24 protein-coding genes are annotated in these 26,233 nt (G+C 66.7%); all 24 read right to left on the reverse strand.

Annotation, left to right across the window (positions count from 1 at the left end):
- Window positions 1-167 precede the first annotated feature (167 nt).
- The 24 genes from terL to LGR54_RS00820 all read right to left on the reverse strand — a co-directional run bounded on the left by terL (window position 168) and on the right by LGR54_RS00820 (window position 26,215).
- On the reverse strand, window positions 168-1,640 hold the full coding sequence (gene terL, locus LGR54_RS00705; RefSeq protein ID WP_230360068.1) for a phage terminase large subunit: 1,473 nt from the start codon (window positions 1,638-1,640) through the stop codon (window positions 168-170).
- On the reverse strand, window positions 1,633-2,088 hold the full coding sequence (locus tag LGR54_RS00710; RefSeq protein ID WP_230360069.1) for a DUF5681 domain-containing protein: 456 nt from the start codon (window positions 2,086-2,088) through the stop codon (window positions 1,633-1,635). The genes terL and LGR54_RS00710 overlap by 8 nt, the downstream gene beginning before the upstream one ends.
- 5 nt (window positions 2,089-2,093) lie before the next feature.
- A complete protein-coding gene (locus tag LGR54_RS00715; protein WP_230360070.1) occupies window positions 2,094-3,710 on the reverse strand; it encodes a DNA methyltransferase in 1,617 nt (538 codons plus the stop codon).
- 258 nt (window positions 3,711-3,968) lie between these two features.
- Complete coding sequence (locus tag LGR54_RS00720) at window positions 3,969-4,208, reverse strand: hypothetical protein (protein ID WP_230360071.1); 240 nt, start codon at window positions 4,206-4,208, stop codon at window positions 3,969-3,971.
- Window positions 4,209-4,217: 9 nt separating this feature from the next.
- A complete protein-coding gene (locus LGR54_RS00725; protein ID WP_230360072.1) occupies window positions 4,218-5,504 on the reverse strand; it encodes an RNA polymerase subunit sigma-70 in 1,287 nt (428 codons plus the stop codon).
- Window positions 5,505-5,515: 11 nt separating this feature from the next.
- Window positions 5,516-7,036, reverse strand: coding sequence for a tripartite tricarboxylate transporter permease (locus LGR54_RS00730; RefSeq protein WP_230360073.1), 1,521 nt, complete (start codon window positions 7,034-7,036; stop codon window positions 5,516-5,518).
- Window positions 7,037-7,070: 34 nt separating this feature from the next.
- Window positions 7,071-7,574 carry a hypothetical protein gene (locus LGR54_RS00735; RefSeq protein ID WP_230360074.1) on the reverse strand — a complete coding sequence of 168 codons (504 nt, stop codon included), beginning with the start codon at window positions 7,572-7,574 and terminating at the stop codon, window positions 7,071-7,073.
- A gap of 125 nt (window positions 7,575-7,699) precedes the next feature.
- Window positions 7,700-8,716, reverse strand: coding sequence for a tripartite tricarboxylate transporter substrate binding protein (locus LGR54_RS00740; RefSeq protein ID WP_230360075.1), 1,017 nt, complete (start codon window positions 8,714-8,716; stop codon window positions 7,700-7,702).
- A 604-nt stretch (window positions 8,717-9,320) separates the two neighbouring features.
- Complete coding sequence (locus LGR54_RS00745) at window positions 9,321-9,602, reverse strand: metal-sensing transcriptional repressor (protein ID WP_230360076.1); 282 nt, start codon at window positions 9,600-9,602, stop codon at window positions 9,321-9,323.
- A gap of 199 nt (window positions 9,603-9,801) precedes the next feature.
- On the reverse strand, window positions 9,802-11,682 hold the full coding sequence (gene htpG / locus LGR54_RS00750; protein ID WP_230360077.1) for a molecular chaperone HtpG: 1,881 nt from the start codon (window positions 11,680-11,682) through the stop codon (window positions 9,802-9,804).
- Between the two features lie 120 nt (window positions 11,683-11,802).
- Complete coding sequence (locus LGR54_RS00755) at window positions 11,803-13,446, reverse strand: Na/Pi cotransporter family protein (RefSeq protein ID WP_230360078.1); 1,644 nt, start codon at window positions 13,444-13,446, stop codon at window positions 11,803-11,805.
- A gap of 211 nt (window positions 13,447-13,657) precedes the next feature.
- A complete protein-coding gene (locus LGR54_RS00760) occupies window positions 13,658-14,611 on the reverse strand; it encodes an aminotransferase class IV (RefSeq protein WP_230360761.1) in 954 nt (317 codons plus the stop codon).
- A 47-nt stretch (window positions 14,612-14,658) separates the two neighbouring features.
- Window positions 14,659-15,201 carry a flavin reductase gene (locus LGR54_RS00765; RefSeq protein ID WP_230360079.1) on the reverse strand — a complete coding sequence of 181 codons (543 nt, stop codon included), beginning with the start codon at window positions 15,199-15,201 and terminating at the stop codon, window positions 14,659-14,661.
- Between the two features lie 31 nt (window positions 15,202-15,232).
- A complete protein-coding gene (locus tag LGR54_RS00770; RefSeq protein WP_230360080.1) occupies window positions 15,233-16,378 on the reverse strand; it encodes an ABC transporter ATP-binding protein in 1,146 nt (381 codons plus the stop codon).
- Window positions 16,375-17,214, reverse strand: a complete 840-nt coding sequence (locus tag LGR54_RS00775) for an ABC transporter permease (protein ID WP_230360081.1) — start codon at window positions 17,212-17,214, stop codon at window positions 16,375-16,377. The genes LGR54_RS00770 and LGR54_RS00775 overlap by 4 nt, the downstream gene beginning before the upstream one ends.
- Window positions 17,211-18,017, reverse strand: coding sequence for an ABC transporter permease (locus LGR54_RS00780; protein WP_230360082.1), 807 nt, complete (start codon window positions 18,015-18,017; stop codon window positions 17,211-17,213). The genes LGR54_RS00775 and LGR54_RS00780 overlap by 4 nt, the downstream gene beginning before the upstream one ends.
- A gap of 95 nt (window positions 18,018-18,112) precedes the next feature.
- The gene (locus LGR54_RS00785) at window positions 18,113-19,192 is read right to left on the reverse strand and encodes an ABC transporter substrate-binding protein (RefSeq protein WP_230360083.1); all 1,080 of its coding nucleotides are present in this window, start codon (window positions 19,190-19,192) and stop codon (window positions 18,113-18,115) included.
- Window positions 19,193-19,302: 110 nt separating this feature from the next.
- Window positions 19,303-20,604, reverse strand: coding sequence for an LLM class flavin-dependent oxidoreductase (locus LGR54_RS00790; protein WP_230360084.1), 1,302 nt, complete (start codon window positions 20,602-20,604; stop codon window positions 19,303-19,305).
- Between the two features lie 355 nt (window positions 20,605-20,959).
- Window positions 20,960-21,652 (reverse strand): TetR/AcrR family transcriptional regulator, encoded by a 693-nt coding sequence (locus tag LGR54_RS00795; RefSeq protein WP_230360085.1) that lies wholly within the window; start codon window positions 21,650-21,652, stop codon window positions 20,960-20,962.
- A gap of 468 nt (window positions 21,653-22,120) precedes the next feature.
- Entirely contained in the window at window positions 22,121-23,059 is a 939-nt protein-coding gene (locus LGR54_RS00800) for an ABC transporter ATP-binding protein (protein ID WP_230360086.1), read from the reverse strand.
- 19 nt (window positions 23,060-23,078) lie between these two features.
- A complete protein-coding gene (locus tag LGR54_RS00805; protein WP_230360087.1) occupies window positions 23,079-23,714 on the reverse strand; it encodes an ABC transporter permease in 636 nt (211 codons plus the stop codon).
- Window positions 23,711-24,343, reverse strand: a complete 633-nt coding sequence (locus LGR54_RS00810) for an ABC transporter permease (protein WP_214008085.1) — start codon at window positions 24,341-24,343, stop codon at window positions 23,711-23,713. The genes LGR54_RS00805 and LGR54_RS00810 overlap by 4 nt, the downstream gene beginning before the upstream one ends.
- Before the next feature lie 43 nt (window positions 24,344-24,386).
- The gene (locus LGR54_RS00815) at window positions 24,387-25,205 is read right to left on the reverse strand and encodes a phosphate/phosphite/phosphonate ABC transporter substrate-binding protein (RefSeq protein WP_230360088.1); all 819 of its coding nucleotides are present in this window, start codon (window positions 25,203-25,205) and stop codon (window positions 24,387-24,389) included.
- A 5-nt stretch (window positions 25,206-25,210) separates the two neighbouring features.
- Window positions 25,211-26,215, reverse strand: coding sequence for an ornithine cyclodeaminase family protein (locus LGR54_RS00820; RefSeq protein WP_230360089.1), 1,005 nt, complete (start codon window positions 26,213-26,215; stop codon window positions 25,211-25,213).
- Between the last annotated feature and the right edge of the window lie 18 nt (window positions 26,216-26,233).

The raw sequence follows: 26,233 nt of genomic DNA on the forward strand, positions 1-26,233 counted from the left end.
CGGAGCACATATTCGCTGCGACGAAACATTTTCGAGAAAACCGCACAGTTCTTGTCGGTTATCTGGCTTGTTGCTGGTTCTGTCGACACCGTGATCGGGCGCTCAAGGAAACAGGAAAGCGAGGCAACCGAACGATTGGAGGTTGCTCCATCCCCCTTTCCACCCAGCTATGTGCGTGCCTTGAAACTCCGCCCTTTCGGTCGCGGCAGGCTGGACGGGCGCGGGCGCGCGGAGGGCTCGGACTGACGCACAGGATTGAGCGGGCTGGTCCGGCGAGTGAGGTATTCGAGCGCCTGACTGGTGGAATCGACCTGGTCGTCATGACGGCCGTTCGGGAAGGCCAACAGCTCGTTGAGCCACTCGGCATACCAGGGCGCGTCGGTAGGTGCGTAGACTTGGCCCGATTTAAAGCGTGCCGACTGGGCGAGGAACCGCGCCTGCTTGTCGACATGCGGCTTCTTGAGCACCACCTGACGCTGGCCGGTGCGGCGCAGGTCCTGTGCGATCGCCCGCCCCATGTCACCATCTTCAATAATGGTCTGATCCACCTGCCAACGGCCGGCGAGGTTGGTGATCTCGCGGCGCAGATCGGGGACTTCGAAACGTCCGCGGACACGGTCCAGCAGGTAGAAGTCCAGCCCCTTAGCTCCCCAGACCGTCCCGACCGACCAGTCGGCGGTCTCCGAGAGCGTCGATGCAGTATCCCAACTTGCAATCACGAGGTCGAAGGAGGTCGGACGGTTGGCGTAGCTGCGCAGCCACTCGCGCTTGACGATGTTGCCTTCGAGCGGCAGCGGTGTCTGCTGATACTGGCTGGAGAAAACAAGACTGCCTTGGGCGCGACGGATGCCCTCCAGGATGTGCAGCGGCTCACGGTCGGGATGCAGCACCTCTCCCGGTCGGCGCAGATGAACATCATGAGCATTGTCACTCAGCTGGTAGGTTTGCTCCTCTATGGCGATGGCCGGAATGGACACGACCGCCCACTCGTCCTTTCCCAAGACATGGCCAACCAGATCATCCTCGTGCAGCCTTTGCATGATGATGACGATCGCGCCGGTGACCTTGTTGTTGAGGCGCGTACGCAGGGTATTGTCGAAGGCTTCGTTGACACGCCGGCGCTCCGCTTCGGACAGCGCATCGGTCGCCTTGATCGGATCGTCGATCAGGATGACGTCGGCACCACGGCCAAGCAGAGAGCCCTCCATGCCGGCGGCATAGCGATAGCCATGCAGGGTCGTTGTCAACTCCAGCGTGCGCGGCGCCCTGCTGGCGAAGACGAGCTGCGGGAATGTGCGCTGATACCAATCGGTCAGCATGACCGTCTTGGTATCAGCGGCGAGCTTCTGGGCGAGATCCCTGGCGTAGGATACCGCCATGACGCGCTGGGTCGGGTCCTTGCCCATCAGCCAGGCGGAGAAGGCGACCGAAACAGTAATCGACTTCATCGAGCGTGGCGGGACGTTGACGATCAGGCGGCGCACCTCACCGCGCGCCACCCGGGTCAGTTGCCAGCACAGATGCTCAATGTGCCAGTTGGGGCGATAGCGGATGCCGGGCTCGAGGGTGGTGAAGCTCTTCTCGACAAAGGCCGTCAGATCCTGACGAAGGAGGGCGCGGAATGTGGGAGCATCAGACATTGCCGCCACCGTCCTTCGCCTTGCGCGTACGGCCCTTGCCGGGCCCCCCTTCCTGTTTCGGCGGCTGAGGCTTCTGACCGCGGCGGGCGATGGCACGCTCGAGCAGCTCTGCGTCGTCGTCCGACAAATCCTCATCCTCGTGGCTCTCAGTACCCTCGTAGCGCTCGGCGCGATCGAGCAGTTTCTCGATCGCGCGGATATCGTCCTTGAGAGCTTCCTGAGCGAAGCGCAGGAGCAGAGCACGCCGAACCGTCACGATCTGCTTTTTCCGGTTCTCGCTAAGCTCCACGCTGCGGCCGAGTACTTCCTCAAACTCGGTCTTAAGATTGGAATAGCCCTTCTTGCGACCGCCGGGATTGCCGCTGGTTCCCGGTGTGAAACGCGTGTGCTCCGGCGGCTTGCGGTAGCCGATCTCATAGTCGGTCTTGCTGTTCTTGCCCTTCGCCATGACCATCACTCCGAGCCGAGCGACGCGGGGATACGGCGACGGATGTGCTTCTCCGGTGCGACTTCCGTGATCGACTCGGGGTGGGGCATCGCCTGACGAGCATGAGCAAGCTCGGCGAAGGTCATATTGGTGGCGAGATGACGCGCCGTTCCACCCGACCACTGCTCCCAGCGAAGGATGGCGACATCGACATAATGCGGGTCAAGTTCGATCACGCGGGCACGGCGCCCGGTCTTCGCCGCGGCGATGATCGTCGTGCCGGAGCCCGAGAAGGCATCAAGGACGATGTCGTTGCGGTTCGACGCGTCGCGGATGGCATCGGCAACCAGCGCCACCGGCTTCGGCGTCGGGTGCAGTTCCAGTTCCTTGCGCAGGCTCGTGGCGCCCGGATAGGCCCAGACATTGGTGCGGTTGCGCCCGAACTTGCCCAGTTGGACATTGTTGATGTGCCCGGCACCCGGCTCCTTGAACACGAACACCAGTTCATGCTGGCTGCGATAGAGCGAGCCCATCGCGCCGGCGCCCTTGTCCCAGATGCAGAGGTTCTTGAGCTCCAGCCCGGCCTCTCCACCCGCCGCCAGCATCTCGCCCATGTGGCGCCAATCCATGCAGGCGAAGTGCAGCCCACCCTCACGGCAGAAGGCTTTGCACATGGCGAGGAAAGAAGTCAGGAAGCGCACGAACGCCGCCGCATCCATCTCGCCGACCGCCATGGGGAATTCACCATGGCGACGGCTGCCAACATGCTGTGTGATGCTGACATTATACGGCGCGTCGCTGATGCTCATGGCCGCGCGCTCACCATCCAGCAAGGCTTCGTAGGTGGCGGCCTCACGGGCGTCGGCGCAGATGATGCGGTGATCGCCGAGCACGAAGACATCGCCAAGACGGGACACCGGATCGGCCGAAGTTTCCGGGATCTCCTCGTCCTGCTCCACGGCGCCACCGGTGTCAGAGATCGTCTCGACCAGGCGATCGATCTCGGCCGAGGCAAAGCCCGTCACCGACAGATCGAACGAGAGATCGAGCGACAGGTCAATCTCAAGCAGGTCTTTGAACTCGAGCGCCAACAGCGTCTCGTCCCATCCCGCCTGCTCGGCGATCTTGTTGTCGGCCAGACGCAAGGCACGCTTCTGCGCCTCGTTCAAATGGCTGATGCGAACCACCGGCACAGTGGTGCGTCCGGCACTCTTGGCCGCCTCAAGGCGGCCATGGCCAGCCAGCAACGTACCATCGTCCTCAATCGTCAGCGGGATGACAAAGCCGAAGCTCTCGATCGAGCGCTTGATCTGCTCGATCTGCGCATTCGAATGCGTGCGGGCATTACGGGTGTACGATTTCACCGAGCCGATCGAAACCGTCTCGATCGTCAGCTGGAGGTCGTTATAAAGATTGTTAGAGGTCGGGAGGCCTTCTACGTCACTGCAGCTCATGGTTGCAAATCCAGGACAAGGATTGACCTCCGCATGAATGAACTCATGCACATCGCCACGCTGGAGCGTGCCGATCGGAGGCAACCCACAAATGCCCTGAAGAACGTGCTGCTGTGAGTAGACGAACAAACGAAGACCATAGCCGCGGGCCACTGTCAACCGTGGCCGGTAGTCCGCGTCGATTCTCAATGAACTCCCGACAGGCTCACTGCAGCCCGCTGCAACTTAATGAGGAGAATTTTTCTCTGCTGATTTCCCTCAGAGCAGGGAAATGTCGGAGACCGGTTCGCAGGCGACCAGTTCCACCGCCAATCAGCTGCGAGCCGGGCCGTCAGGCATTGCTGATATCTTCCTGAAACGTCCGCCAACGCTCGACGCATCCTACCGTCGATTCGATCTGCAAGCGGCGTAGCTCCGTCACCCCTCGCCGGCCTGACTGTCGGGCCCTCAGCAGGGGGCGGCACACGCAAGGGCGGTGACAAGGCGTGCCCCGTCCATGGCGCGGGCGATACGGTCCAGCGCCCGCCAGTCGAGTGAGCCGGTCTCCTCGCCGAAATAGACGGCCCAGGCGCGAGCGGGCACCGGCTCGCCGCTCATGTCAGCCTCGATGCACCGGGCGATCCGCGCCAGTTCGGACGGCGTGACGGCAAGGCCGTCGGGCGGTTCGTCAAGACAATCGGCGCACATGCGGCAATCTCACCCTTCGAAGGCGAGCAAGTCGAGGCCGCGATCGCGGTCGAGCAGGGCGACGATGCCGCGTGGATCGACATCGACATCATTGCTCTGCGGGGCGGCATGACCCGGCGCCGGCGCCGGAATGAAATAGCCGGCCTCGCGCGGGGTCTCGGGATCGGCGAGGTCGATCACCCTGAGCCCACCGGCAAACCAGCTGGCGAAGACGAGGCTGCCGATCTGCCGCTCCTGGAATTGATGCGCGCCGAACCGCCCGCCCGCCCGCGCATAGGGCGAGGCGCTCTCGGCGAGGTGGAAGGTGGAGAGGGGCTTCAATGCCGCCGGATCGGCGGCGTCCATCACCCAGAGAAACGCATGCGGCTGGCCCGGCGTGTGCTCGTGCTCCTCGTCGACGATCAGCGCGATGTCGCGCCCGGCGATCTTCTCGGCGAGGCGGAACAGCGTATGCGTCGGCTCGGGGAAGGGCGGATGGTAGTTGTAGCTGCCGAGCGTGCGTGGGCGCGCAATGTCGGAAATGTCGATCGTGTAGCCGCCGGCGTACCAGCATGCGGCCCACAATATGTCGCCGACCCGCAGGGCATGGTGAAGCCGGTGGCGTTGGCCGGGCCATGTAAGCACCTCGCCGGCCGCGACATGCTGGCCGGGCAGGTGCCAGCGCGCGACCTCGCGCGGAAGGGTCGGGTCGGCAAGGTCGTAGATGACGAGGATATTGCCGACATATCCTTCCATCTCGGTGGAGATGTAGGCGTAGCGCTCGTCCATGTCGAAGCGGTGCACGCCGATGCCGCCGGTCTTCACATAAGCGAGCTGGCGCGGGTTCGCCGGATCGGCGATGTCCCATACCCGGAAACCACCGGCATCGTAGCCGCGGGCGAGGCCGGCGCGCAGATCGGCCACATCCCCACTCGCCACCCCGAGCGTAGCGGCGAGCTCCGCATCGGTGGGCGGACGGTCGAGGCGGGCGGCGAGCTCGGTGGTGACGGCAGCGAGACGTTCGCCCTTGCGGTGGAAATGCCGGCGGTGACGCTCGACATTGGTGATCATCAGGTCGCCGGCCACCTTCACCTTGTGGGTATGCGAGAACGGATCGGGCGGGGCGATGCGTCCCACGATGCGCGGCCGGGCGGGGTCGGCGATGTCGAGGATGGTGGTGCCGTCGGGCGGCGACATGTGGCCGACGAAGGCGAAGCCATCCTTGATCGTCACCTCGCCGCCGCCCGGCAGGTCGAGCCGGGCAAGCGGGCGGATATTGGCGCTGGCCAGCGCCCCGTGTGGCACGTGGACGGTCATGGTCGGGCCCTTCAGGCGGCGGCGATCCGGGCGGCGGCGCGGTTGCGCCGCCACTGCACGATGGAGGGGATGGCCAGCGACACCGCCAGCGCTGCCCAGAGGATGTTGCCGACCGGCGAGGAGAAGAACACCCACGGGTCGTTGCCGCTGATGCGCAGCGCCCGCATCACGTTCGCCTCCAGCATCGGCCCGAGGATCACCCCGATCAGCAGGGCGACGACGTTGAAGCCGGTCTTGCGGCAGACATAGCCGATGGCGCCGAACAGCAGCGTCAGCCACAGGTCGAACATGTAGCCGCGCGGGGCGAAGGCACCGACCAGGGTGAAGGCGATGATGATCGGCGCCAGCACCGGGGTCGGGATCATCACCAGCTTCGACACCCAGCGGGTGAGCGGCAGGGTGGTGAACAGCATCACCGCATAGGCGATCAGCATGGTGATGAACACGCCATAGCCGAGGCCGGGATTCTGGATGAACAGGCGCGGGCCGAGCTGTACGCCGTGATAGGTCATCACGATCAGCATCACCGCCGCGGTGGTGCCGCCGGGCACGCCGATGACCAGCAGCGGGATCAGGTCGCCCGAGGCGCAGCCATTGTTGGCGGATTCCGGCGCGATCACGCCTTCCGGAATGCCCTTGCCGTATTCTTCCGGCGTCTTGGAATAGAGCCGCGACTGCTGATAGGCGACGAACGCAGCGATCGAGGCGCCGGCGCCCGGCACGATACCGATGATCAGCCCGATGATGCCGGTCCAGATCATGTGCCAGGTGCGCTGGAAGGACATGACGACGCCCTCCCAGGTCTCCTTCCAGCCGGCCTGCTTCATCATCTGCATGCCGGTCTCCGAGAGCACCGACGTGCTTTCCATCATGATCAGCGCCTCGGAGATGGCGAAGACGCCGATCAGTACCGCGATCAGCGGCACGCCGTCATAGAGCTCGATGAAACCGAAGGTGCCGCGCGGCGTCGAATAGATGGAATCGGCGCCGATCGCGCCGATCAACAGGCCGAGGAAGCCGGCGATCAGCCCCTTGAGCATGTTGTCGGAGGCGACCGAGGCGATCAGCGTGATGCCGAACAACAGGATCACCACCATCTCGACGCTGTGCATGTAGAAGGCGAGGCGGGCGATATAGGGCAAGAGGAAGATCGACATCAGCGCGGTGACCATGCCGCCGACCGTCGAGGCGACGAAGGACAGCACCAGCGCCTGCTGGCCGAGCCCCTTCTTCGCCATCGGGTAGCCGTCGAGGCAGGTCGCCGCCGATCCGCCATTGCCGGGAATATTGAGCAGGATCGAGGTGATGCCGCCGCCCATATGCGAGGCGACGAACAGCGACACCATGAAGATCATCGCCACCTCGACATCCACCGCGAGGGTGAAGGGCAGCAGCATGATGATGGTGTTGGCCGAGCCGAAGCCCGGCATGGCGCCGATGATGATGCCGATGGTGGTGGCGATGACGATCAGCCACAGATAGCTGAAGTTCAGCAGGAACTGGTCGGAGAGTACGGTCAGGCTGAGATTCATGTCGGACCTCCCGTCCGCTAGGACGCGACCGGGCTCAGAGGCCGGTCAGCGCCGAGACGAGACGCTCGAAAGGGCCCTGCGGGAACGAGGTCCGCAGAATGAGGATGAACAGGATGAAGCCGCCGAGCGCCAGGCAGCCGGCGACGATCGCCGCCATGCGGGCGGACATGCGCTCCAGCCACATGAAGCAGGCGAACAGGAAGCCGAAGGTGCTCAGCGTGAAGCCGGCCCAGGGGATGACCGCCACCGAAAGCACGGTCAGGCCGAACAGCGCACCGCGCAGCACGGCCAGCTTGTGGTCCTCGTAGAGGCTGGTGATCTCGAGATAATGCGTGCCGCGCAGCAGGCCGACGGCGGTGCGGATGGCGAAGATGCCGATCAGGATGAACAGCACCACGGCGCAGAACACGCCGGAGACCTTCGCCTCCCAGTCGAGCTCGCGGATGGAGATGAGGTAGTAGATCGCGAAGGCGGCGCCGAGGGCCGGGATGATCCAGTCGGCGCCGGTCGCGACCTTGCCGTTACGCTCGTCGTTCATGGCGATGTCCTGCGCGGGGGCGGAGGTGGCGTGCGGACCCGGGCCCGCCGGGCGGGGTGCGGCCTGCGCGAGGCGGCCGCGGGTGCCGCCTTCGCGGCGGCACCGAGGAGGCCGTGCCGTCCGGCTCAGCCCTTGGAGGCGCTCAGCAGCGGGCGGAAGCGCTCGGCGAGTTCGACGAACTCCTTCGCCGATTCCTGGCAGGCGACGGCGTCGCCATACTGGATGAACTCCCAGGGCGTACCGGCCTTCTCGGCGACCACCTTGTAATCGGGATCGGCGAATACCTGCTTGAAGGTGTCGGAGAGCTTCTTCACCCGGTCGGGATACGTTTCCACCGCCTTGGCATGGATGGCGATGGCGCGCTGGCCGGACATTTGCGGGATCTTGGTGCCGAGCGCCTGGTTGACCGGCGGCGCGTTGTTGGTGAGTTCCGGTGCGCGGTTGGTGTCGTTGAACACGGTGAGGAAGCGCGCCTGATCGCCGAGGCCCAGCGAGGAGGACAGGAAGGTGGCGCAGCCATCGACCTCGCCGGTGATCGCCGCCGAGCGGGCGGGACCGCCGCCGCCATAGGGGATCATCCGTACCTTCATGCCGGTCGCTTCGGCGAGCGCCAGCGCGCCGATGGTCGAGGGATGCGGCAGGCGGCTGGTGGAAAGGGTGATCTCGCGCTTCTTTCCTTCCTCGACCATGTCGCCGATGGTCTTGAACCGGCTGGTGCCGGGCACCCAGATCACGCTGTCGTCGACATCCATGCTGCCGATATAGGTGAAATCTTCCGGGTACTTGTATTTGACCTTCTGGGTCGCATACATGATCATCTCCGGCCCGATATTTCCGAAGAGGATATTGTAGGCATCCGGCTCGCGCTTCGCGACGAAGACCTCGTAGCCCACCTGGCCCGATGCGCCGGGGAAGTAGGAATACTCGAAATTGGCGCCGAGATATTTCGACCAGATCCGGTTGAAGGCACGGGCCGCCTGATCGACGCCGCCTCCCTCGCCGGTAGGAACCAGCACCTGCATGGTCTTGCTGGGGAACTCGCCGGCGGCGCGCGCCAGCCCCGCGCCGAGCACGGACGGGATGGCGGCGAGCGCACCCGCCCCCGCGAGCAAGGCCTGGCGGCGATCGAGCATGATGGACATTGGCTTCCTCCCGAGGCGCGTCGTCGCGCCCATCATCTGTCGGGCTTGGCGAACCCGCGGCTGGATTGATCCATACCGATTTTCTTTTGGTTATATATTGGTTGCATAAAGAGTCAAGAAATACAGCAATGATATTGTCTGATCATACGCATAGGGGTTTCTGATGCCCGTCAAATAATTAGACCAATCTAATATTGGTCGAATATCGGCAAGCGCGACCGCTCCTTTACGGAACGCCGGTAGCCGGGAATGCCAGGGAGGCGGACCAGTCGCTCCGCTTCGCCGCAAGGGTGCGGGCGGACAGCGACCAGGAGACGGCACGCGTCGGGAGTGCGCCGACATCGCCGATCCGGCGGCCAGCGCCGCACCGATGGAGGATTTCGACTGGGCCCGGATCGAGCTCAATCTGCCCGACAGCGGCGCGGAAAGCTTGTCGCTGTTTCAACCGGGACCGATCGGCCCGGCCGTGCTGCGGGGCGGCGGCCATCATGGCCTTGAATGCCCCCCGTCTCACCATGCGCACGCATCGTCCCCATAGTGCCGGGGCAACGTCAGGCTGCCGGCGCTACTCTGCGGCAACAGCCCGACGAGACGGGCATGAACCTCAGAGGTACTTGATGATGTCCTTGAAATCGTCGAGCGCGCCCCGCCGATCCGGCTCCAACGGCGCCACCACCTCGTCGAGGCAATGGTCGAGATGATCCTGGATCAGGGTCTTCTTGGCCTGGCTGATCGCCTTCTCCACCGCGTGCAACTGCTGGGCGATGTCGAGGCAGGAACGGCCGGCCTCCACCATCTCGATCACCGTGCGCAGATGGCCATGCGAGCGCTTGAGGCGCTTCACGATCTCGGGATGGCTGTGGTGGATGTGCGGGTGCTCACTCATGACATGATCCTATCCGCCCGGATGGAAGAAACCACGGCTTCCTTCGCAGGCCGCCGAACGGGACGTCGACCCAGCCGCGCGCCGTGCCAGACAGACATCGCTTCGCGCGTCCCACGGCAGGCCGCAGTGTCGAATGTCCCGATGTCGACGGGCCGGTGGCATACGCGAAGATGGGCGCCCCTTCGCGGCGATGCCGCCGCTAGGACGCCCCGAGGCCAAGCGCGATCAGCCGGCCCAATCGCTGCGAAAATGCCTTCGCATCCGCCGGCCGCTCGCCGTCCAGCACGCGCGCCGTGTCGAGCAGCAGATAGGCCACGTCGGCCCGCATCGTCTCGTCTCGATTCGCGGCGAGGCCCAGGATCATGGCGTGGCGCGGGTTCACCTCCAGCACGGGCTTGGCCGCGCCGTCGATACGCCCGGCAGCGGCGAGCAGGCGCTCGAACTGACGATCCGGGCCGCTCTCCCCCGCCACGAGGCAGACCGCGCTATCGGTCAGGCGCTCCGACGCCCGCACGTCGGCCACCTCCTCGCCCAGCACTTCCTTCATCGAGGCGAGCAGGGCTTGCACTTCCTCGCTCGCAGCGGCCGATGGCGCCGCCGCGCTGTCGAGTGGCGGGATCAAGCCGAGATCGGCGGCTCCCTGGGTGATCGACTTGAACGGCTTGCCCTCGAAATCGAGCCCGCTCGCCGCCCAGAAGCTGTCGACGGGATCGCTGAGCAGCAGCACCTCGATGCCGCGCGCCCGGAAACCTTCGAGATGCGGCGACGCGGCGATGCGGCCGGCATCGTCGCCGACGATGTAGTAGATCGCCGTCTGGTTCTCCCTGAGGGAGGCGACATACTCCTTCAGGCTGCGCCAGCCGTCGCCCGACGCGGTGGTCCGGAAGCGGGCGAGGCCGAGAAGCTGTTCGCGGCGCTCGAAATCCTCGTACAGGCCTTCCTTGATGACCGCGCCAAAATTGTCCCAGATCCCGGCAAAGGCGTCGCCGTCCTGCTCGGCAAGCTTCGAAAGCTCGGCAAGGATGCGATTGGTCACGCCCTTCCTGATCGCACCGAGCAACGGGCTGTCCTGGATCATCTCGCGCGAGACGTTCAGCGGCAGGTCGGCGCTGTCGACGAGACCGCGCACGAAACGCAGATAGCGCGGCAGCAGCTCGGCTTCGTCGGTGATGAAGACGCGCTTCACATAGAGCTTGATGCGCCCCTTGCGGTCGGCATCGAACAGGTCGAACGGGCGCGCGCCTGGCACGAAGGCCAGCGCGGTGTATTCGTGGCGGCCCTCGGCGCGGAAATGGACGGTCGCGGCCGGCTCGTCATACTGCCCGGCCACGCTGCGATAGAAATCGGTATATTCCTGCGCGGCGATCTCGCTCTTCGCCCGGGTCCAGAGCGCGGCTCCGTCGCCGAGGGTCACCGCCTCCGCCCCCGGCTTCTCGATCAGCGTGATCGGCACCGGCACATGGCCGGACTGCTCCTTGACGATGCGCTCCAGCGTCCGGCGCTCGGCATAGGATGTCGCCTCCTCCATCAAATGAAGGGTGACGCGCGCGCCGCGTGCCGGAGCTTCGTCGAGGGCGACAGGCGACACGGAAAATTCGCCCTTGCCGTCCGACGCCCACATCCAGGCTTCGTCGGTGCCGGCACGGCGACTGACCACCTCGACCTTCGAAGCCACCATGAAGGCGGAGTAGAAGCCGACGCCGAACTGGCCGATCAGTTGCGCCCCTTCCTTGCCTTCGGCCTGCGCCAGGCGATCCATGAAGCTGCGCGTGCCCGAGCGGGCGATGGTGCCGAGCGCCTCGATCATCTCCTCGCGGCTCATGCCGATGCCGTTATCGGCGATGGCGAGCGTGCCCGCCTCCGGATCGGCGGCAAGAATGATGGCAAGCCTCGGCTCGTCGCCCAGCAGCTCCGGCGCGGCGATCGCCTCGTAGCGCAGCTTTTCGCAGGCATCGGCGGCGTTGGAGATCAGCTCGCGCAGGAACACGTCCCGGTCGGAATAGACCGAATGCACCATCATGTGCAGCAGACGGGAGACGTCGGCTTCGAAATGGCGGTGTTCGGGGGTCTGCATCGTCATGGGGGCACGCTGCTCGGCTGGAAGGGCTCGGCGACTGGGATGGCAAAACTGGCCGGATCTTTCAAGATGGCCACCGGCCTCGGGACGGCGCTCTACGGCAACGGACGCGCATCCGGATCGTCACGCGCCACGGCCGAGAAGATGCGCCGCCGATCGCCAGGCATGATGCGCGATCCGGTCGAGCCGCCGGGCCGCGTCGATCCGTGCGAGGGCATCGACCGCGGTCAGCTCACCCGGCGCAACCGAGGCGAGGGTCGCGGCACGATGGTCCCGCTGCAGGGCATCCAGTTCCCGTGCCAGGCCCTCCACCTTGCCGAGCGTAGTGGCCAGCTCGGCCGAGACGGTCCAGCCAATGGGAGCCGCCTGCGCACTGAGGGCGCTTTCCGACGTGATGGAGGCACCGATTGTCTGGACCTCCCGCATGGCCTCTGCACACAGTTCGGCGGCGCGACGATCATGAGGTGCGCCAGCGGAAGGCTCGGACAGCGTGCCTTCCGTCAGGACCTCCATCAGGCGCGAGGCGTGATCGAGCGCGTGCAACGTGCTGGTCATGCGGAACCGCTCGGCCTCCGTCTCCGGCGGCGTCTTCAGTTCGGAGAGGAAATCCCGCACTTCCGTGAGCACGGCGGCGCCCTGGCCCGGCGCAACGGATCCGGCGCCTCCCGACAGCGCTCCGGCGACCGAAGCGGCGGCGGTCGCGAGGACATCCGCCACCACTCGCCGGGCGGTCTCGACGGCGATCACCGGACTGGCGAGCGCACTCGGGTCAAGTGCCCGCTCGAGCGGCGTCTGCCGAGACGGCAACAACCGCTCGACGACGCGGGTGAACCAGTGTGTCGCCGGCAACAGCACCGCGACACCGACCACATTATAGGCGGTATGGTAGGCGGCCAGCAGCGTCATCCCATCGATCGACCCGGCGAAGGCCTGCATGAGCGCCGTGGTGAACGGAAAGGCGACGATGGCGATAAGCGCCGCGATGATCTTGAACAGCACATAGGCGAGGGCGAGGCGCTTGGCCGTGGTGCTGGCACCGATGGCCGCCAGCGCCGAGCTCGTCGCCGTCCCGATGTTCTGGCCGATGATCAGCGCGGCGCCCTGTTCGAGATTCACCGCGCCGGCAAAGAAAGCCGAAATGGTGACGGCGATGGCGGCGGTGGAGGATTGCATGACGGCGGTCATCGCCAGACCGACGACGATCAGCGTCATGAGGCCGACCGATCCGGTCAGCCAGCCCACCCCCGGCGTGCCGAGAACCGCGGGCAGATCGGACGGGTGCAGGCTCTCCGCAAGGCCCCCCATGCCCTGCTGAAGCGTCGTCAGCCCATAGAGCACCAGGGCGAAGCCGGCGAGCGCACTGCCCGCCGCCGCGATCCGCTCGCCCGCCAGCAGCCGCGTCAGCGCCCCGATGAAGATCATCGGCAGCGCATAGGTCGACAGCGAGACGCGCACGCCGATCAGCGCCACCAGCCAGCCTGTGCCCGTCGTCCCGACATTGGCGCCGAACACCAGGCCGAGTCCCTGCGGGAAGGTCAGGAGCCCGGCGCTGACCATGCCGATCGTCGTCATCGTCACCGCGCTGGAGGACTGCACGAGCAGCGTGACGATCGCGCCCCAGAAGGCGCCCGACACGGGAGTGGCCGCCGCCTTGCCGAGCACCGTGCGCAGGGCGGATCCCGCCAGCGCCTTCAGCCCGTCGGTCATGACGGTCATGCCGAGCAGGAACAGCCCGACGCCGCCGAGAATGGCAATTGCTGTCGACATGCACGTCTACCCCGCCTGCGCCGCACTCGGCGCTCGACGCCCTGTGTGGCACCGTCCGGGTGATTACGCCAGCCGGCGGGGCCGCGCCCGGCATCACGCCTCGCCGCAGGGGTCCCGGACAAAGGCCCGTGAAAGCGGCAGCCCGTGCCCGGCAGAGGCGGAATCGTGCCGGCTCGGGGCCGCCGCCCCGACAGGATCGGCTGGCCTGGCCTCAGTGGTAGTCGATGGGGAAGCTGAGCTGCGGATCGTAGTGGAGGTCCCAATAGGCCTCCCAGATCTGCCGTGTAACTGGCCCGACCTGGCCGCCGCCGACCGGCCGGCCATCGAGCGTGGTGACCGGCATGACGCCCGCCGCCGTCGTGCAGAAGAACAGCTCGTCGCAATGATAGGCGAGATCGACCGGCACATGCTCCAGGCGCACCTCGATGCCCCGGGCGGCGGCGATCTCCATCACCGTCTTGCGGGTGACCCCTTCCAGCACGCCACGTTCGGGCGTGTGCAGCACGCCATCCTTCACCAGCACGATGTTGTAGCCGGCGCCCTCTGTGATGTTGCCGTCGCCGTCGGGCAGGATCGGGTAGATGGCGTCGCGGTCCTGCGCCTCCAGAAGGCCTCGGGTGAAGTCACCCCATTGCAGGTTCTTCACCGTCGGGTCGAAGGCGCCGGGCGGGGTGCGCCGCACGGTGCGGGTCACGATGGCCGGCGCGCCGGTGCGCTGCATCTCCGGGGGTACCACCCACACATAGGGCGAGAGGAACATGTAGAGATTGTTGACGAGGTCCGCCGGCCGGTTGCCGCGCACCGCCTTCAGCCCGCGGGTGACGATGAGGCAGACGAAGGCGTCGCGAATGCCGCTCCGCGCCGCCATCTCGCAGAGCGTGGCGCGCACGGCCTCGCGATCCAGGGGGCTGCGCAGGCGCAGCTTGGCGCAGCTCTTCTCCAGCCGGTCGAGATGGTCGTCGAGCCGGAAGAAGCGCCCGTCCCAGATCGCCGGCACGTCATAGGTCAGGTCGGAGCGCAGGAAGCCCTGGTCCATCAGCGGAATGCGCGCCTCGGCGAGCGGCACGAGCTCGCCTTCGACCCAGGCGATGCCGCCCGCAAACGGATTGGTGCTGGACTTCAGCGCCGCGAGGCGCTGCTCATAGCCGGCGAACACGGCTTCCATGCTGCTCAAGATAGGCTCCTGCTGAATGATCGATGCCGGCCGGGCCGTCAGCCGAGCCGGTGGAAGCGCCGGTCGAAATAGACGAGGCTGTCGGCCCCGTCGCCCTCGCGCATCGCCAGCACCTCGCAGAACAGCACGTCATGCGTGCCCATTTCCTGCACGGTCGCGACGCGGCAATCGAAGGCGACGGCGGCGCCGACCAGCACCGGCGCGCCGGTGGCGAGCGTCGTCCATTCGCCCTGCGCGAAACGCTCGGCCATCGCGCCGCTGCCGCCGGCGAAGGCCATGGAAAGCGGCTCGTGCGGGCCGCACAGCGTATTGACGCACAGGATGCGCGTCGCGGCGATGATCGGGTGCGAACGGTTGGTGCGGTTGACGCAGACCAGCAGCGTCGGCGGCGTGTCGGTGACGCTGCACACCGCCGAGGCGGTGAAGCCGTAGGCCTCGCCATGCTGCACGGTGGTGATGACGTTCACCGCCGCCGCCAGCTTCGACATGCCGCCGCGAAAGCTGCGGGCGTCGGGCGGGGGCGGCACGGACGACACCGGCGCGGCGGCGTCGACGGCTTTCGGGTCGAGGCGATTCATCATCGGGAATGTCCTTCGATCTGCCGGCTCAATGTCAGTCCTCGGCGATGGTGACGGCCATCGCCGCGTCCCAGCCGATCTCGACGCTGCTGCCCGGCGCCAGCAGCTCGATGCCCGGGAGCGAGGGCACGCGCACGGTGACGAGACCGTCGCTGCCCGGCAGGCGGACGCGGTAGCGCAGCGTGCCGGTGGTGAACACGGCTTCCTCGACCGTGCCGAGAAAGCGGTTGTCGCGGCCCTGCGCCGCCGCGCCGAGAGCGATGTTCTCCGGCCGCAGGCACAGCGCCCGGCGCTCGCTCACCCGGCTCGGCGCCAGCGCGCGGATGGTGAGCCCACCCGGCGTGCGCACGGTCACCTCGCGGCCCTCGCGCGCGAGGATCTCGGCCACCGGCAGCAGGCTGGCCTCGCCGAGGAAGCTGGCGACGAAATGCGTGCCCGGCATCTCGTAGAGCTGACGCGGCGAGCCGATCTGTTCCAGCATGCCGCCGCGCATCACCGCCAGCCGATCGGCGAGGAAGGCGGCTTCCTGCTGGTCGTGGGTGACATAGATGACGGTGGCGCCGAAGGCGCGCTGGAAGCGCTTGATCTCCTCCTGCATCTCCTCGCGGAGGTTCTTGTCGAGCGCGCCGAGCGGCTCGTCCATCAGGAGCAGGCGCGGGTCGTAGACGGCGGCGCGGGCCAGCGCGACGCGCTGCTGCTGGCCGCCGGAGAGCTGGGCCGGGCGACGCTCGCCCATGGCCTCCAGCCGCACCATGGCGAGCGCCTTCTTCACCCGATCGCCGATCTCGCCACGCGAGCAGCCGCGCATCTTGAGCGGGAAGCCGATATTCTCCGCCACCGTCATGTGCGGGAACAGCGCGTAGTTCTGGAACACCATGCCGATATTGCGCCGATAGGGCGGCATGGCCACGATGTCGGTGCCGTCCACCCGCACTGCGCCATAGCTCGGCGGCACGAAGCCGGCGAGGATGCCGAGCAGCGTCGACTTCCCCGAGCCGGACGGACCGATGAGGGCGAAGAACTCCCCGGCCTCGATGGTCAGCGTGGTCTCGTGCAGCACGGTGAGGTCGCCATAATCCTTGCTGATATGGTCGAACTCGACCCGCGCGCCGCGGGTGGCCGGCAGGTCCGACATCGGCAGGGATCCCCTTTGCAGCGTCGAGGCTGTCATGTCGTTCATGCGCCGGCTCCTTTGGTCTCGCCCGCCAGGCGGCGGCGGGCACGGGCGCCGGTCAGCGCCGCCAGGCACAGCAGGGCGATGGTCGCCCCGAGCATCACCACGGTGGCGGCGGCGATCACCGGCGTCATCTGGAAGTTCAACTGCTCCCACAGCAGGCGCGGCACGGTGCGCGTCGTCGGGCTGGTGAGGAACATGGCGAGGATGAGCTCGTCGAAGGAGAAGGTCAGCGCGAAGATGAAGCCGACGATCACCCCCGGCCGGATCATCGGAAACGTCACATAAAGGAAGGTCCGCCACGGCCCGGCGCCGAGCGTCATCGCCGCCAGCTCGAAGGTCGGCGCGTAGTTGCGCAGCGCCGCCGAGACGGTGATGAACACCAGCGGCATCGTCACCACCGCATGGGCGAGCACGATGCCGGGATAGGTGCCGACCAGCCCGACCTTGGCCATCAGCGGGAACAGGCCGATGGCCAGCACGATCTGCGGCAGGATCAGCGGCGCGATCACCAGCGCCGCCAGCGTGCGGCGGAACGGCATCGCCCCGCGCACCACGGCGAGCGCCGCCATCACCCCGAACACCGTCGCCACCAGCGCCGCCGGCACGCCGATCTTCAGGCTGTTGAGGATGGCGAAATGGTAGTCGGCGCTGGCGGCGAAGCTCTCATACCAGCGGGTGGAGAACCCCGAGGGCGGGAACTTCAGGAAGGTGTCGCTGGAGAAGGACAGCGGCACGATCACCAGCGTCGGCAGCACCAGATAGACCAGCACCAGCACGGCGAACAGGACGAGGCCGGCGCTGGCGATGCGCCAGAACGGCGTGGCGGCGGTACGGTTCATCGCGCCTCTCCCGCGCCGGCGAGGCGGCGGTTCAGCCGCTCATAGAGCATGAACAGCGCGCAGGTGAGCACTAGCAGCACCGCCGCCAGCGCCGAGGCGAGCGGCCAGTCCAGCAGCCGCGAGACCTGCTGCTCGATGGCGACCGCGATCATCGGGCTCGATCCGCCGAGTAGCGCCGGCGTGATGTAGAAGCCCAGCGTCGAGATGAACACCAGCACGCAGCCCGCCCCGACGCCCGGCATCGACAACGGCAGGTAGACATTGACGAATTGCCGCCACGGATTGGCGCCGAGGATGGCGGCGGCGCGCAGCACGCTGAGATCGATGCCGCGCATGGCGCTGAGCAACGGCAGGATCATGAAGGGCAGCATGATCTGCACCATCGCCACATGGGTGCCGACATCGGTATTGGCGAGGCGCAGCGGCCGGTCGATGAGGCCGAGGGCGAGCAGCATCTCGTTCACCACCCCGCGCCGCTGCAGCAGCACCAGCCAGGCGTAGGAGCGGATGACCGCGCTGGTCCAGAACGGCACCAGCACGAACACCATGCCGATCATCAGCCAGCGCCCCTGCGCCCGGCTGATGAGGAAGGCGACGGGATAGCTGAGCACCAGGGCGGCGACGGTGACGATCGCCGCGGTCTGGAAGGTGTAGATGAGCGAGTAGCGCAGCGCGCCGTCGCCGGCGATGCGCATATAGGTGTCGAGCGGCCCGGCCGGGACGGCGAAGCTCTGTCCGAGCACCCAGAGCAGCGGTGCCACGAAGAACAGCGCCAGCAGCGCCAGCGGCGCCGCCAGCAGCAACAGGCCTCCCCTCGACGGCGACCACGCCCGCGCCCTCTGCCGTCGGGCGGCGCGAGGAGCGGAGGTTGCCGCCGTCCCGGTCATGGTCGCGTCGCTCAACCGACCAGCCACTTGTTGAAGCGGGCGAACAGTTCATCGCCATGCTCGGCCCAATAGGCAACGTCCTGCAGCACGGCGGTCTTGCCGTTCTCCGGCGAGTTGGGGAGCAGCGCCTTGGTCTTGGCGTCCAGCAGCTCGAAGGCGGCGGGAACGGTCGGGCCGTAGGGGATGTGCTGGGCAAAGGTCGCCTGGTTCTTGGCCTCGACGAGATTGGCGAGGAACTGCATCGCCCGCTTCTTGTCCTTCACGCCCTTGGGCACGATGAAGGCGTCGCAGGTGAAGATGCTCTGGTCGAAAGTATAGTCGACCGGCGCGCCGTCGTTCTTCGGCTTGAACAGGCGCCCGTTCCACGCTGTGCCGACATCCACCTCACCGGACGTCAGCAACTGAGCGCTCTGTGCGCCCGACGTCCACCAGGTGAGGTTCGACTTGATCTTGTTGAGCGAGGAGAAGGCGGCGTCGAGATTGAGCGGGTAGAGCTTGTCGGCAGGAATGCCGGCACCGAGCGCGGCAACCTCCAGCGTCTGGGGCGCGAGCTTCCACAGACTGCGCTGTCCGGACTTGGCGGCCGCATCGAAGAACTCGACCCAACCCTTGGGCCGGCTTTCGGGCGAGAAGGCCTGGGTGTTCCAGCCCATCACCAGAGCCGCGACGTCGGAGACGATGTAGTGCTCGTTGGCGGCCCAGGGTTCCAGCACCTTGCGGGGCACGATGTCGTAGTCGATCGGCTCCAGGAGGCCGAGCTTGGCCAGCACCGCCGCCTCGGCGAAGTCGATATTGGCGACGTCGACATCGACCGCGTTGGCCTCGACCATCGCCTTGATGCGGGCGGTGTCCATATAGGGCGCGCCGAGGATCTTCACGCCGCTCTTGGCGGTGAAGGTGTCGAAATAAGCCACCTTGTAGGCCTCTTCGAGCGCGCCGCCGGAATTGGGCACCGTCATGGTGTCGCTGGCCGCGCGCACGATGGACGGGGCGCCGAGGCCGACCGCCGCCGTGGTCACGGCGGCGGAGGCGAGGAAGGCACGGCGGGAAAGGCCACGCGAAGCAGAATTGCGGTCGGCACGGTCGGACATGACGGACATCCTGATCTCGAAATGAGGGCCATTGGCACGCGGCCGGTTGCCCGGCGAACTCACGGCACGTCCATCGCCGCCGCGCGCACCGGCGCGGGCGGCGCACGCATTCAGCTGCGCAGGTTCTCGCGGAAGGTGTGCCCGGTGTAATCCTTGCGGTAGATGCCGCGCCGCTGCAGCTCCGGCACCACCGACTTGACGAATTGCTGGTAGCCGCCGGGGGTGAGCGAGGGCACGATGACGAAGCCGTCGCAGGCCTCGGATTCGAACAGGTCCTGCATGTGGTCGGCGATCATCTCCGGCGTGCCGATCAGCTGCGGGGTGAGCTCGCTGATGCCGAAATGCTGGCCGGCCTCGCGCAGGGTGAGGTTCTTCTTCTCGCTGCCCTTCAGGATGTTGTCGAACACGCCGCGCGAGCCCTGGTTGATCTCCATGTCCACCAGCGGCTTGTCGAGCGGATAGCCGGACAGGTCGACGCCCATGGCGTTGGAGATCTCGGCGACGCCGAGCTCGGGGCTGACCAGCGAATTGAGGTAGGCGGCCTTTTCCTTGGCGATCGACTCGGTCTCGCCGACCACGATGTCGATGGCCGGCAGCACCGCGCAATGGTTGGCGGGGCGGCCGTTCTTCGCCAGCCGCGACTTGATGTCGGCGTAGAAGGCCTGCATCTCCGCCTTGTCGTGCTGCAGGGTGAACAGCACCTCGGCCCAGCGTCCAGCGAATTCGCGCCCGCGCTCGGAGGAGCCGGCTTGCATCAGCACCGGGCTGGTCTGCGGCGAGCGCGGCGTCTGCAGCGGGCCGCGGGTCTTCACCCACTTGCCCTCGAAATTGACGTAGTGGACCTTGTCGGGATCGGCATAGACGCCGTTCTTGCGGTCGAGGATGAGGGCGTCCTCGTCCCACGAATTCCACAGCGCCTGGCAGGCCTCGATGACCTCCTCGGCATGGTCGTAGCGCAGGCCGCGCTCCATCAGCTTTTCCATGCCGAAATTCTGCGCCTCGCGGTCATTCGCCGAGGTCACGACGTTCCACGCCGCCCGCCCGCCGCTGATGTGGTCGAGCGAGGCGAAGGCGCGGGCGATGTGGAACGGATGGTAGAACGCCGTCGACATGGTGGCGGCGAGGCCGAGATTCTGGGTCACCGCCGCCATGCGGGCGAGCAGTTGCAGCGGCTCCAGCAGGAAGATCTGGCCGGGCTGGCGCAGATTGGCGGCGAAGCTCTTGCCGAACGTATCGAACAGAGTGAGCACATCGACGAAGAACAGGCCGTCGAACTTACCCTCCTCGAGGATGCGGGCGATGTTCTCGTAGCGCTTCGGATCGAGGGCATCGACCGCGTCGCTCTCGTCGTGCCGCCAGCTGCCATTGTGGTGCCAGTTGGGTCCTGCGATGCAGAAACCGATGAAATGCATTTGCCGTGGCACGCCCGTCACCCCTGCGATAGCGACATGACGTCTCGCTGACGGACGACCCCTCACGGGCCGGTCCGCATCGATGTCCTGTCGGCTCATTCTCGATGACAGGGACGATAATGATGGAAAAATCGAATATCAATACGAAAATGCCGGCAACGTCTCCCGGCATGCGCATTTTCTGGTCGATGCATTCAATATAGGCAAATGCCTAGGCGCGAACTCGAAAATTTGCGCAAAAACCGGATCATGGACCAATCGTTCCACGCCGATCCGGCCCGAGAGGTATCGATATCGACCGAAAGATCCTCCGGCCACCTGCCCATTTCCGATCAAGAAAGCCGATAATTCCCCGTTATGGCGCATCGACCGGCCGCGGCTCGATCCACTCCGGCAGGTAGCAGCGCAGATAGGCCACCACCGCGCGCACCGCCTCTTCGACGGATTCGCCGGAAATGCGCTGATGCTGGCTGTAGGAGAGCGCCCAGATACCGTCGGCGATGGCGAGCGAATTGGCGAGCTTGTAGGTCCAGTCCCGCACCGGCGGCATGAGGAAATGACGGTCGAGGATCTCGGCGCGCGTATGCGCGACCGCCAGCGTGCCGGCCATGTCGCGCTGGCGCACCTCGGTGCTGATGCTCGCGCCGAGGAACAGCCGCATCAGCGGCCGGTGGTCATTGTAGAAGCGCCCGGCCGCACGCACCCGCAGCGCCACCAGATCCTGCCAGCTCGCCGGACGGGGATCGAGGATTTCGATCGAGCGGCTCACCATGCGCTGCAGGTAGTCCTCGGCAAGGGCGACCAGGGCCGCCTCCTTGTTGGGAAAGAAATGATAAATCGACGCGGGGGGCACGCCGGCCCGCTCGGCGATCTGATAGAGCCCGACATCGCCGACATCGTGATCCTCCAGCAGAGCCTCGGTCGCCTCGATCAAGGCCTTGAGACGGATCTGGCCGCGCCGCCGGCGCACCCGGCCGGTTGCCGGCGTCACCTGTTCAGCCTCGCCCACCGCCTCGGCGCTCACTTCTGCTTCGGGACTCTCGCTCATCCGCACTCCATTCCTCAGCCAGGCGACAGGCGGAATACCGCCACCGGCGAGGCCACTCCGACGCCGACACGCACATAGAAATCGATAATCGATGATTTCATCATTATCGATCCGGTCAAGCCGTATCCTTCCCGCCCGGCGCCACGCGCCTTCTCCGCGGCCTGTCACCGGCAGCCCGAAGCGACGGAGGGTAAAGGCACAGGGTCACTCATTGGCGCCTAGCCGGCCAGCCTTCCGTGCCGCTCCGGCAGCAAGACGCCTCGACTGGATATCGCTGACAAGGAAGATATCGATTATGCCGGCGCCGGAGCCAATCTCCCCGGCGGGGATGGAGGCGTCCAGCCCCCGGCGAAGACCATCCGGCCGGTCGATATCGGGCGCCGTCGCAACGGGATCATCACCGATGCGGGCACGTCCCAGGCGTCTTCCGCATGGCGAAGGGCGGCACCCGCCTCAGCGCCGTTCCGCTCAGCGCTGCGCCGAGAAGATCGCCTCGCGGGAGACATAACCGACGAAGGACCCGTCCGTACCGGTCACCGCAAGGCCGGGCAGGTCGTCCGCCAGCAGCCGCGCCAAAGCGTGCTGCAGGCTGGCCTCCGCCGCGATCGAGGGGACCTGTCCCAGCACATGCCCCCGATCCATGATCTCTTCGACCGTGATCAGGTTGAGCCGCTTGATGGCACGGTCGAGGCCGAGGAAGCTGGCGACGAAGTCGTCGGCGGGCCGGGCGAGCAGGGCTGCCGGCGTATCGTATTGCAGCAGCCGGCCGTCGCGCATGATGGCGATCCGGTCGCCCATCTTGATCGCCTCGTCGAGATCGTGGGTGACGATCACCACCGTCTTGCGCACCTTCTTCAGGATCTGCCGGAACTCGTCCTGCACGCGGACGCGGGTGATCGGGTCGATGGCGCCGAACGGCTCGTCCATCAGCATGATCTCCGGGTCCGCCGCCAGGGCGCGGGCGAAGCCGACCCGCTGGCGCTGGCCCCCCGACAATTCATGCGGGAAGCGCCGGCGCATCACCGCCGGGTCGAGGCCGACCAGGTCCAGCAATTCGTCGATGCGGCGGTCGGTCCGCGCCTTCTCCCAGCCGAGCAGGCGGGGCACGGTGGCGATGTTCCGCTCGATGGTCATGTGCGGGAACAGGCCGACCTGCTGGATCACATAGCCGATGTGGCGGCGCAGCTCCTGCGGGTCGGTCTCGGCGACGTCGCGCCCGTTCACCAGTACCCGGCCGCTGGTCGGCGTCTCCAGACGATTGATCATCCGCATCGTCGTGGTCTTGCCGCAGCCGGACGGGCCGATCATCGCCACCGTCGTGCCGGTCTCGATGACGAGGTCGAGATGGTCGACCGCGTGGCGATCGCTGCCGGCGTAGCTCTTGGTCACATGATCGAGCCGTATCATGGCATCCACTTCCCAAGCATCATCGTCTGGTGGTGACGGAGCGTTCGATCCAGCCGAACAGCACTTCCGTCAGGATGGCGAGCAGGGCGATCGGCACCGCGCCCACCAAGAGGCGGGGCATGTTCATGATCGCGATGCCGGCATTGATGAAATCGCCGAGGCCACCGCCGCCGATGAAGGAGGCGAGCGCCGCGCCGCCGATCACCTGGATGGCGCTGGTGCGCACCCCGGCAAGGATCGAGGGCACCGCGAGCGGGATTTCGATCTGCCAGCGAATGTCGCGCCGGGCCATGCCCATGCCGTTCGCCGCGTCGAGGATGGAGGGGTCGATCTCGCGGATGCCGACCACGGTGTTGAGCAGCAGCGGCGGCACCGCCAGCACCACCAGCGCCACCACTGAGGGCAGGAGGCCGATGCCGAGAAACGGCATCGCGGCCGACAGGATGGCGAGGCTCGGGATCGAGCGCAGCGAACCGGCGACGTTGATCGCGACGAAGGCCGCGCGCGGCGCCCGCGCCACCACCAGCCCGAGCGGCATCGCGATGGCCAGCGCGATGCCGAGCGAGATGACGCACATCAGCACGTGGCGGTTGAAGGCCGAGAAGAATATGCCGGGATTGGCGAGGATCCAGTTGAACGCCTCGACGAGGATCATCCGCCGACCCTCCCGCTGCGGCGGCGCAGCACCCGCTCCAGCCCGGCGAACAGATAGTCGGTGAACAGCGCCAGAGCCGAGGTCAGCAAGCCGCCGGCGATGATCTTCTCCGGAAAGCGCTGGTCGATGCCCTCGAAGATGATCACCCCCAACCCGCCGGCATTGATATAGGCCGCGACGGTGGCGATGCCGATCACCGTGACCATCGCGATGCGCACGCCGCTGACGATGAAGGGCAGCGCCAGTGGCAGCTCCACCTCCCAGATGCGGCGCAGGCTGCCATAGCCCATGCCGTGCGCCGCCTCGAGCACGTCGCGCGGGATCGACTGGAAGCCGAGGCCGATATTGCGGATGAGGATCATCAGCGAATAGGCGGCGAGGCCGACGATGGCCGGCGCGGCGCCGATGCCCATCACCGGGATGAACAGCGCGAACAGCGCCAGGCTCGGAATGGCGAACAGCACGCCGGTGACGATGACGATCACGTTGAAGGTCGCTGGCCGGCGCGCCGCCCAGATACCGACCACCAGCGAGATCGCCAAGGCGATGCCGACCGAGCTCATGACGAGATAAAGATGCTGCAGCAGGGCCTCGACCAGCCGGTCGATATTCTTGGGGACCCATTTCATGGCCGAGCCCCCCGCGCCGGCCGCCGGTCCGGTCGCCGCGTTCTCACCACGTCGCTCCCAGTTCCCGGTCGGTGGCGTCGGCCCGTGCCGGCAGCGTCGCATAGGCGGCGATATCCGGCACGGCGAAGGCCTCCAGCCCGAGAGCCCCCAGGATCGACCGGCCGGCCGGATCGTCATGCGCACCGAGCAGCGCCGCACGGAGCGCCGCTACCGCCTCAGCCGGCTGCCCGACAGCCGCCACCAGCAGCGGGCAGGGCGTCGACGCCGTCGTCGCCACGATGCGGAAGGGCCGCACCAGCGCCGGCTCGTGGAGTTCGAGCAATTGCCACGCATAGGCATCGACCGGCCCGGCATCGATCCGCCCCTCATCCAGCGCCGCCAGCACGCCCGAGGGGTTGAGGAACGGGCCATCCGCCGAGATACCCACAGCCGCGGCGCCGAAATGCTCGAGAAGGAATTGCCGCGGGGCATGATAGCCGGACTGCGAGTCCCGCACCGTCCAGCCCCAGCGCACCGTCGCGAGCTCGGCGATCGACTGCGGCCCGTCGCGACGCGTCACGATGTGGCTGGCATAGAGTGGCCATCCCCGTGCCCATGCCGCGCGCGACACCGGTGCGGCGAGCGGGACGGGTCGCCGCGATGGCGCCAGCCGCGCGAAGGGATAGCCGCACATGAACACCGCCCCCATGTCCGGCCGGCTCCACAGCGTGGACAGCGGAGCAGGGGCGGCATGGGCGATCACCTCGAGCCGGACACCCGACCGCCCGGCCAGCCACGCGAACAGTTCGTCCCAGGCCGCGCGGATGGCGGGGCTGAGATTGTACATGCGCGAGCAGGCGACGGGCGGGGTGGTATCCGGCATGGCGATCACGCGAACCGCAGCCGCTGGCCGATGCCCATGGCGTGCGCCTTGTCGACCATCGCCGCGCCGAGGGCGACATCGGTGGTGCTGAGGCCGCGATGCCAGAACAGGATGGTCTCGCCGTCGCTCTCCCGGCCCGGCTTCAGGCCGCAGACGATCTGGCCGATCTCGGCATGCAGCGTCTCGGCGGTCACCTTGCCGGCATCGACATGCCGGCGCAGCGCGCCGAAGGGGCGGCCAGGCGCGCACTGGCCCCAATCGTCCACCACCACCTTGTCCATGATGTCGGTGAGGTCGAATTCCAGCGCGCTCATCGTGCCGTAGGGCACCACGAACGCCCCCTTCTTCACCCATTCGGTCCTGAACAGCGGCGTCGGCTCGGGCAGCCGGCTGGCCTCGACCATGATGTCGGCGCCCTTCAGGCAGTCTTCCCAATTGTCGGTGACGACGATCTTCTTGCCGAGGTCCTGCTCCAGCCGCGCGGCGAAGGCGTCGCGGCTTTCCGGGCGGCGGGAATGGACGCGGATTTCCTCGAAGTCGAACAAATGGTCGAGCAGCCGCACATTCCAGTAGGAGGTGCCGCGCGCGCCGACATGGCCGAGCACCTTGCTGTCCTTGCGGGCGAGATATTTGGCGCCGATCGCCGTCACCGCGCCGGTGCGCATGTCGGTGATGGCGGTGGCGTCGACGACCGCCTTCGGCATGCCGGTATGCGGGTCGAACAGGTTGAGGATCGCCATCTCGGAGGGCAGGCCGATCTTGTAGTTGTCGACGAAGTCGCCGACCACCTTCACCCCGGCCGTGTCGAGCGGCTTCACATAGCCGCGCAGCACGTTGAAATGGCCCTTGTCGGAGCTTTCGGGAACCAGATGGACGCGCGGCTCGATGACGGTCTCGCCGCGGCCCTGGGCCTCCAGCGCCTTCTCGACCGCGCCGACGATCTCGTCATTGGTCAGCGCCAGCGCCTTGGCGTCCAGCGCGTTCAGATAGTCGATCCAGATTTCCTGCATTCCCGTTCTCCAAGGGAT

The organism is Ancylobacter sp. Lp-2, from assembly GCF_020523795.1.
Lineage (GTDB): Bacteria > Pseudomonadota > Alphaproteobacteria > Rhizobiales > Xanthobacteraceae > Ancylobacter.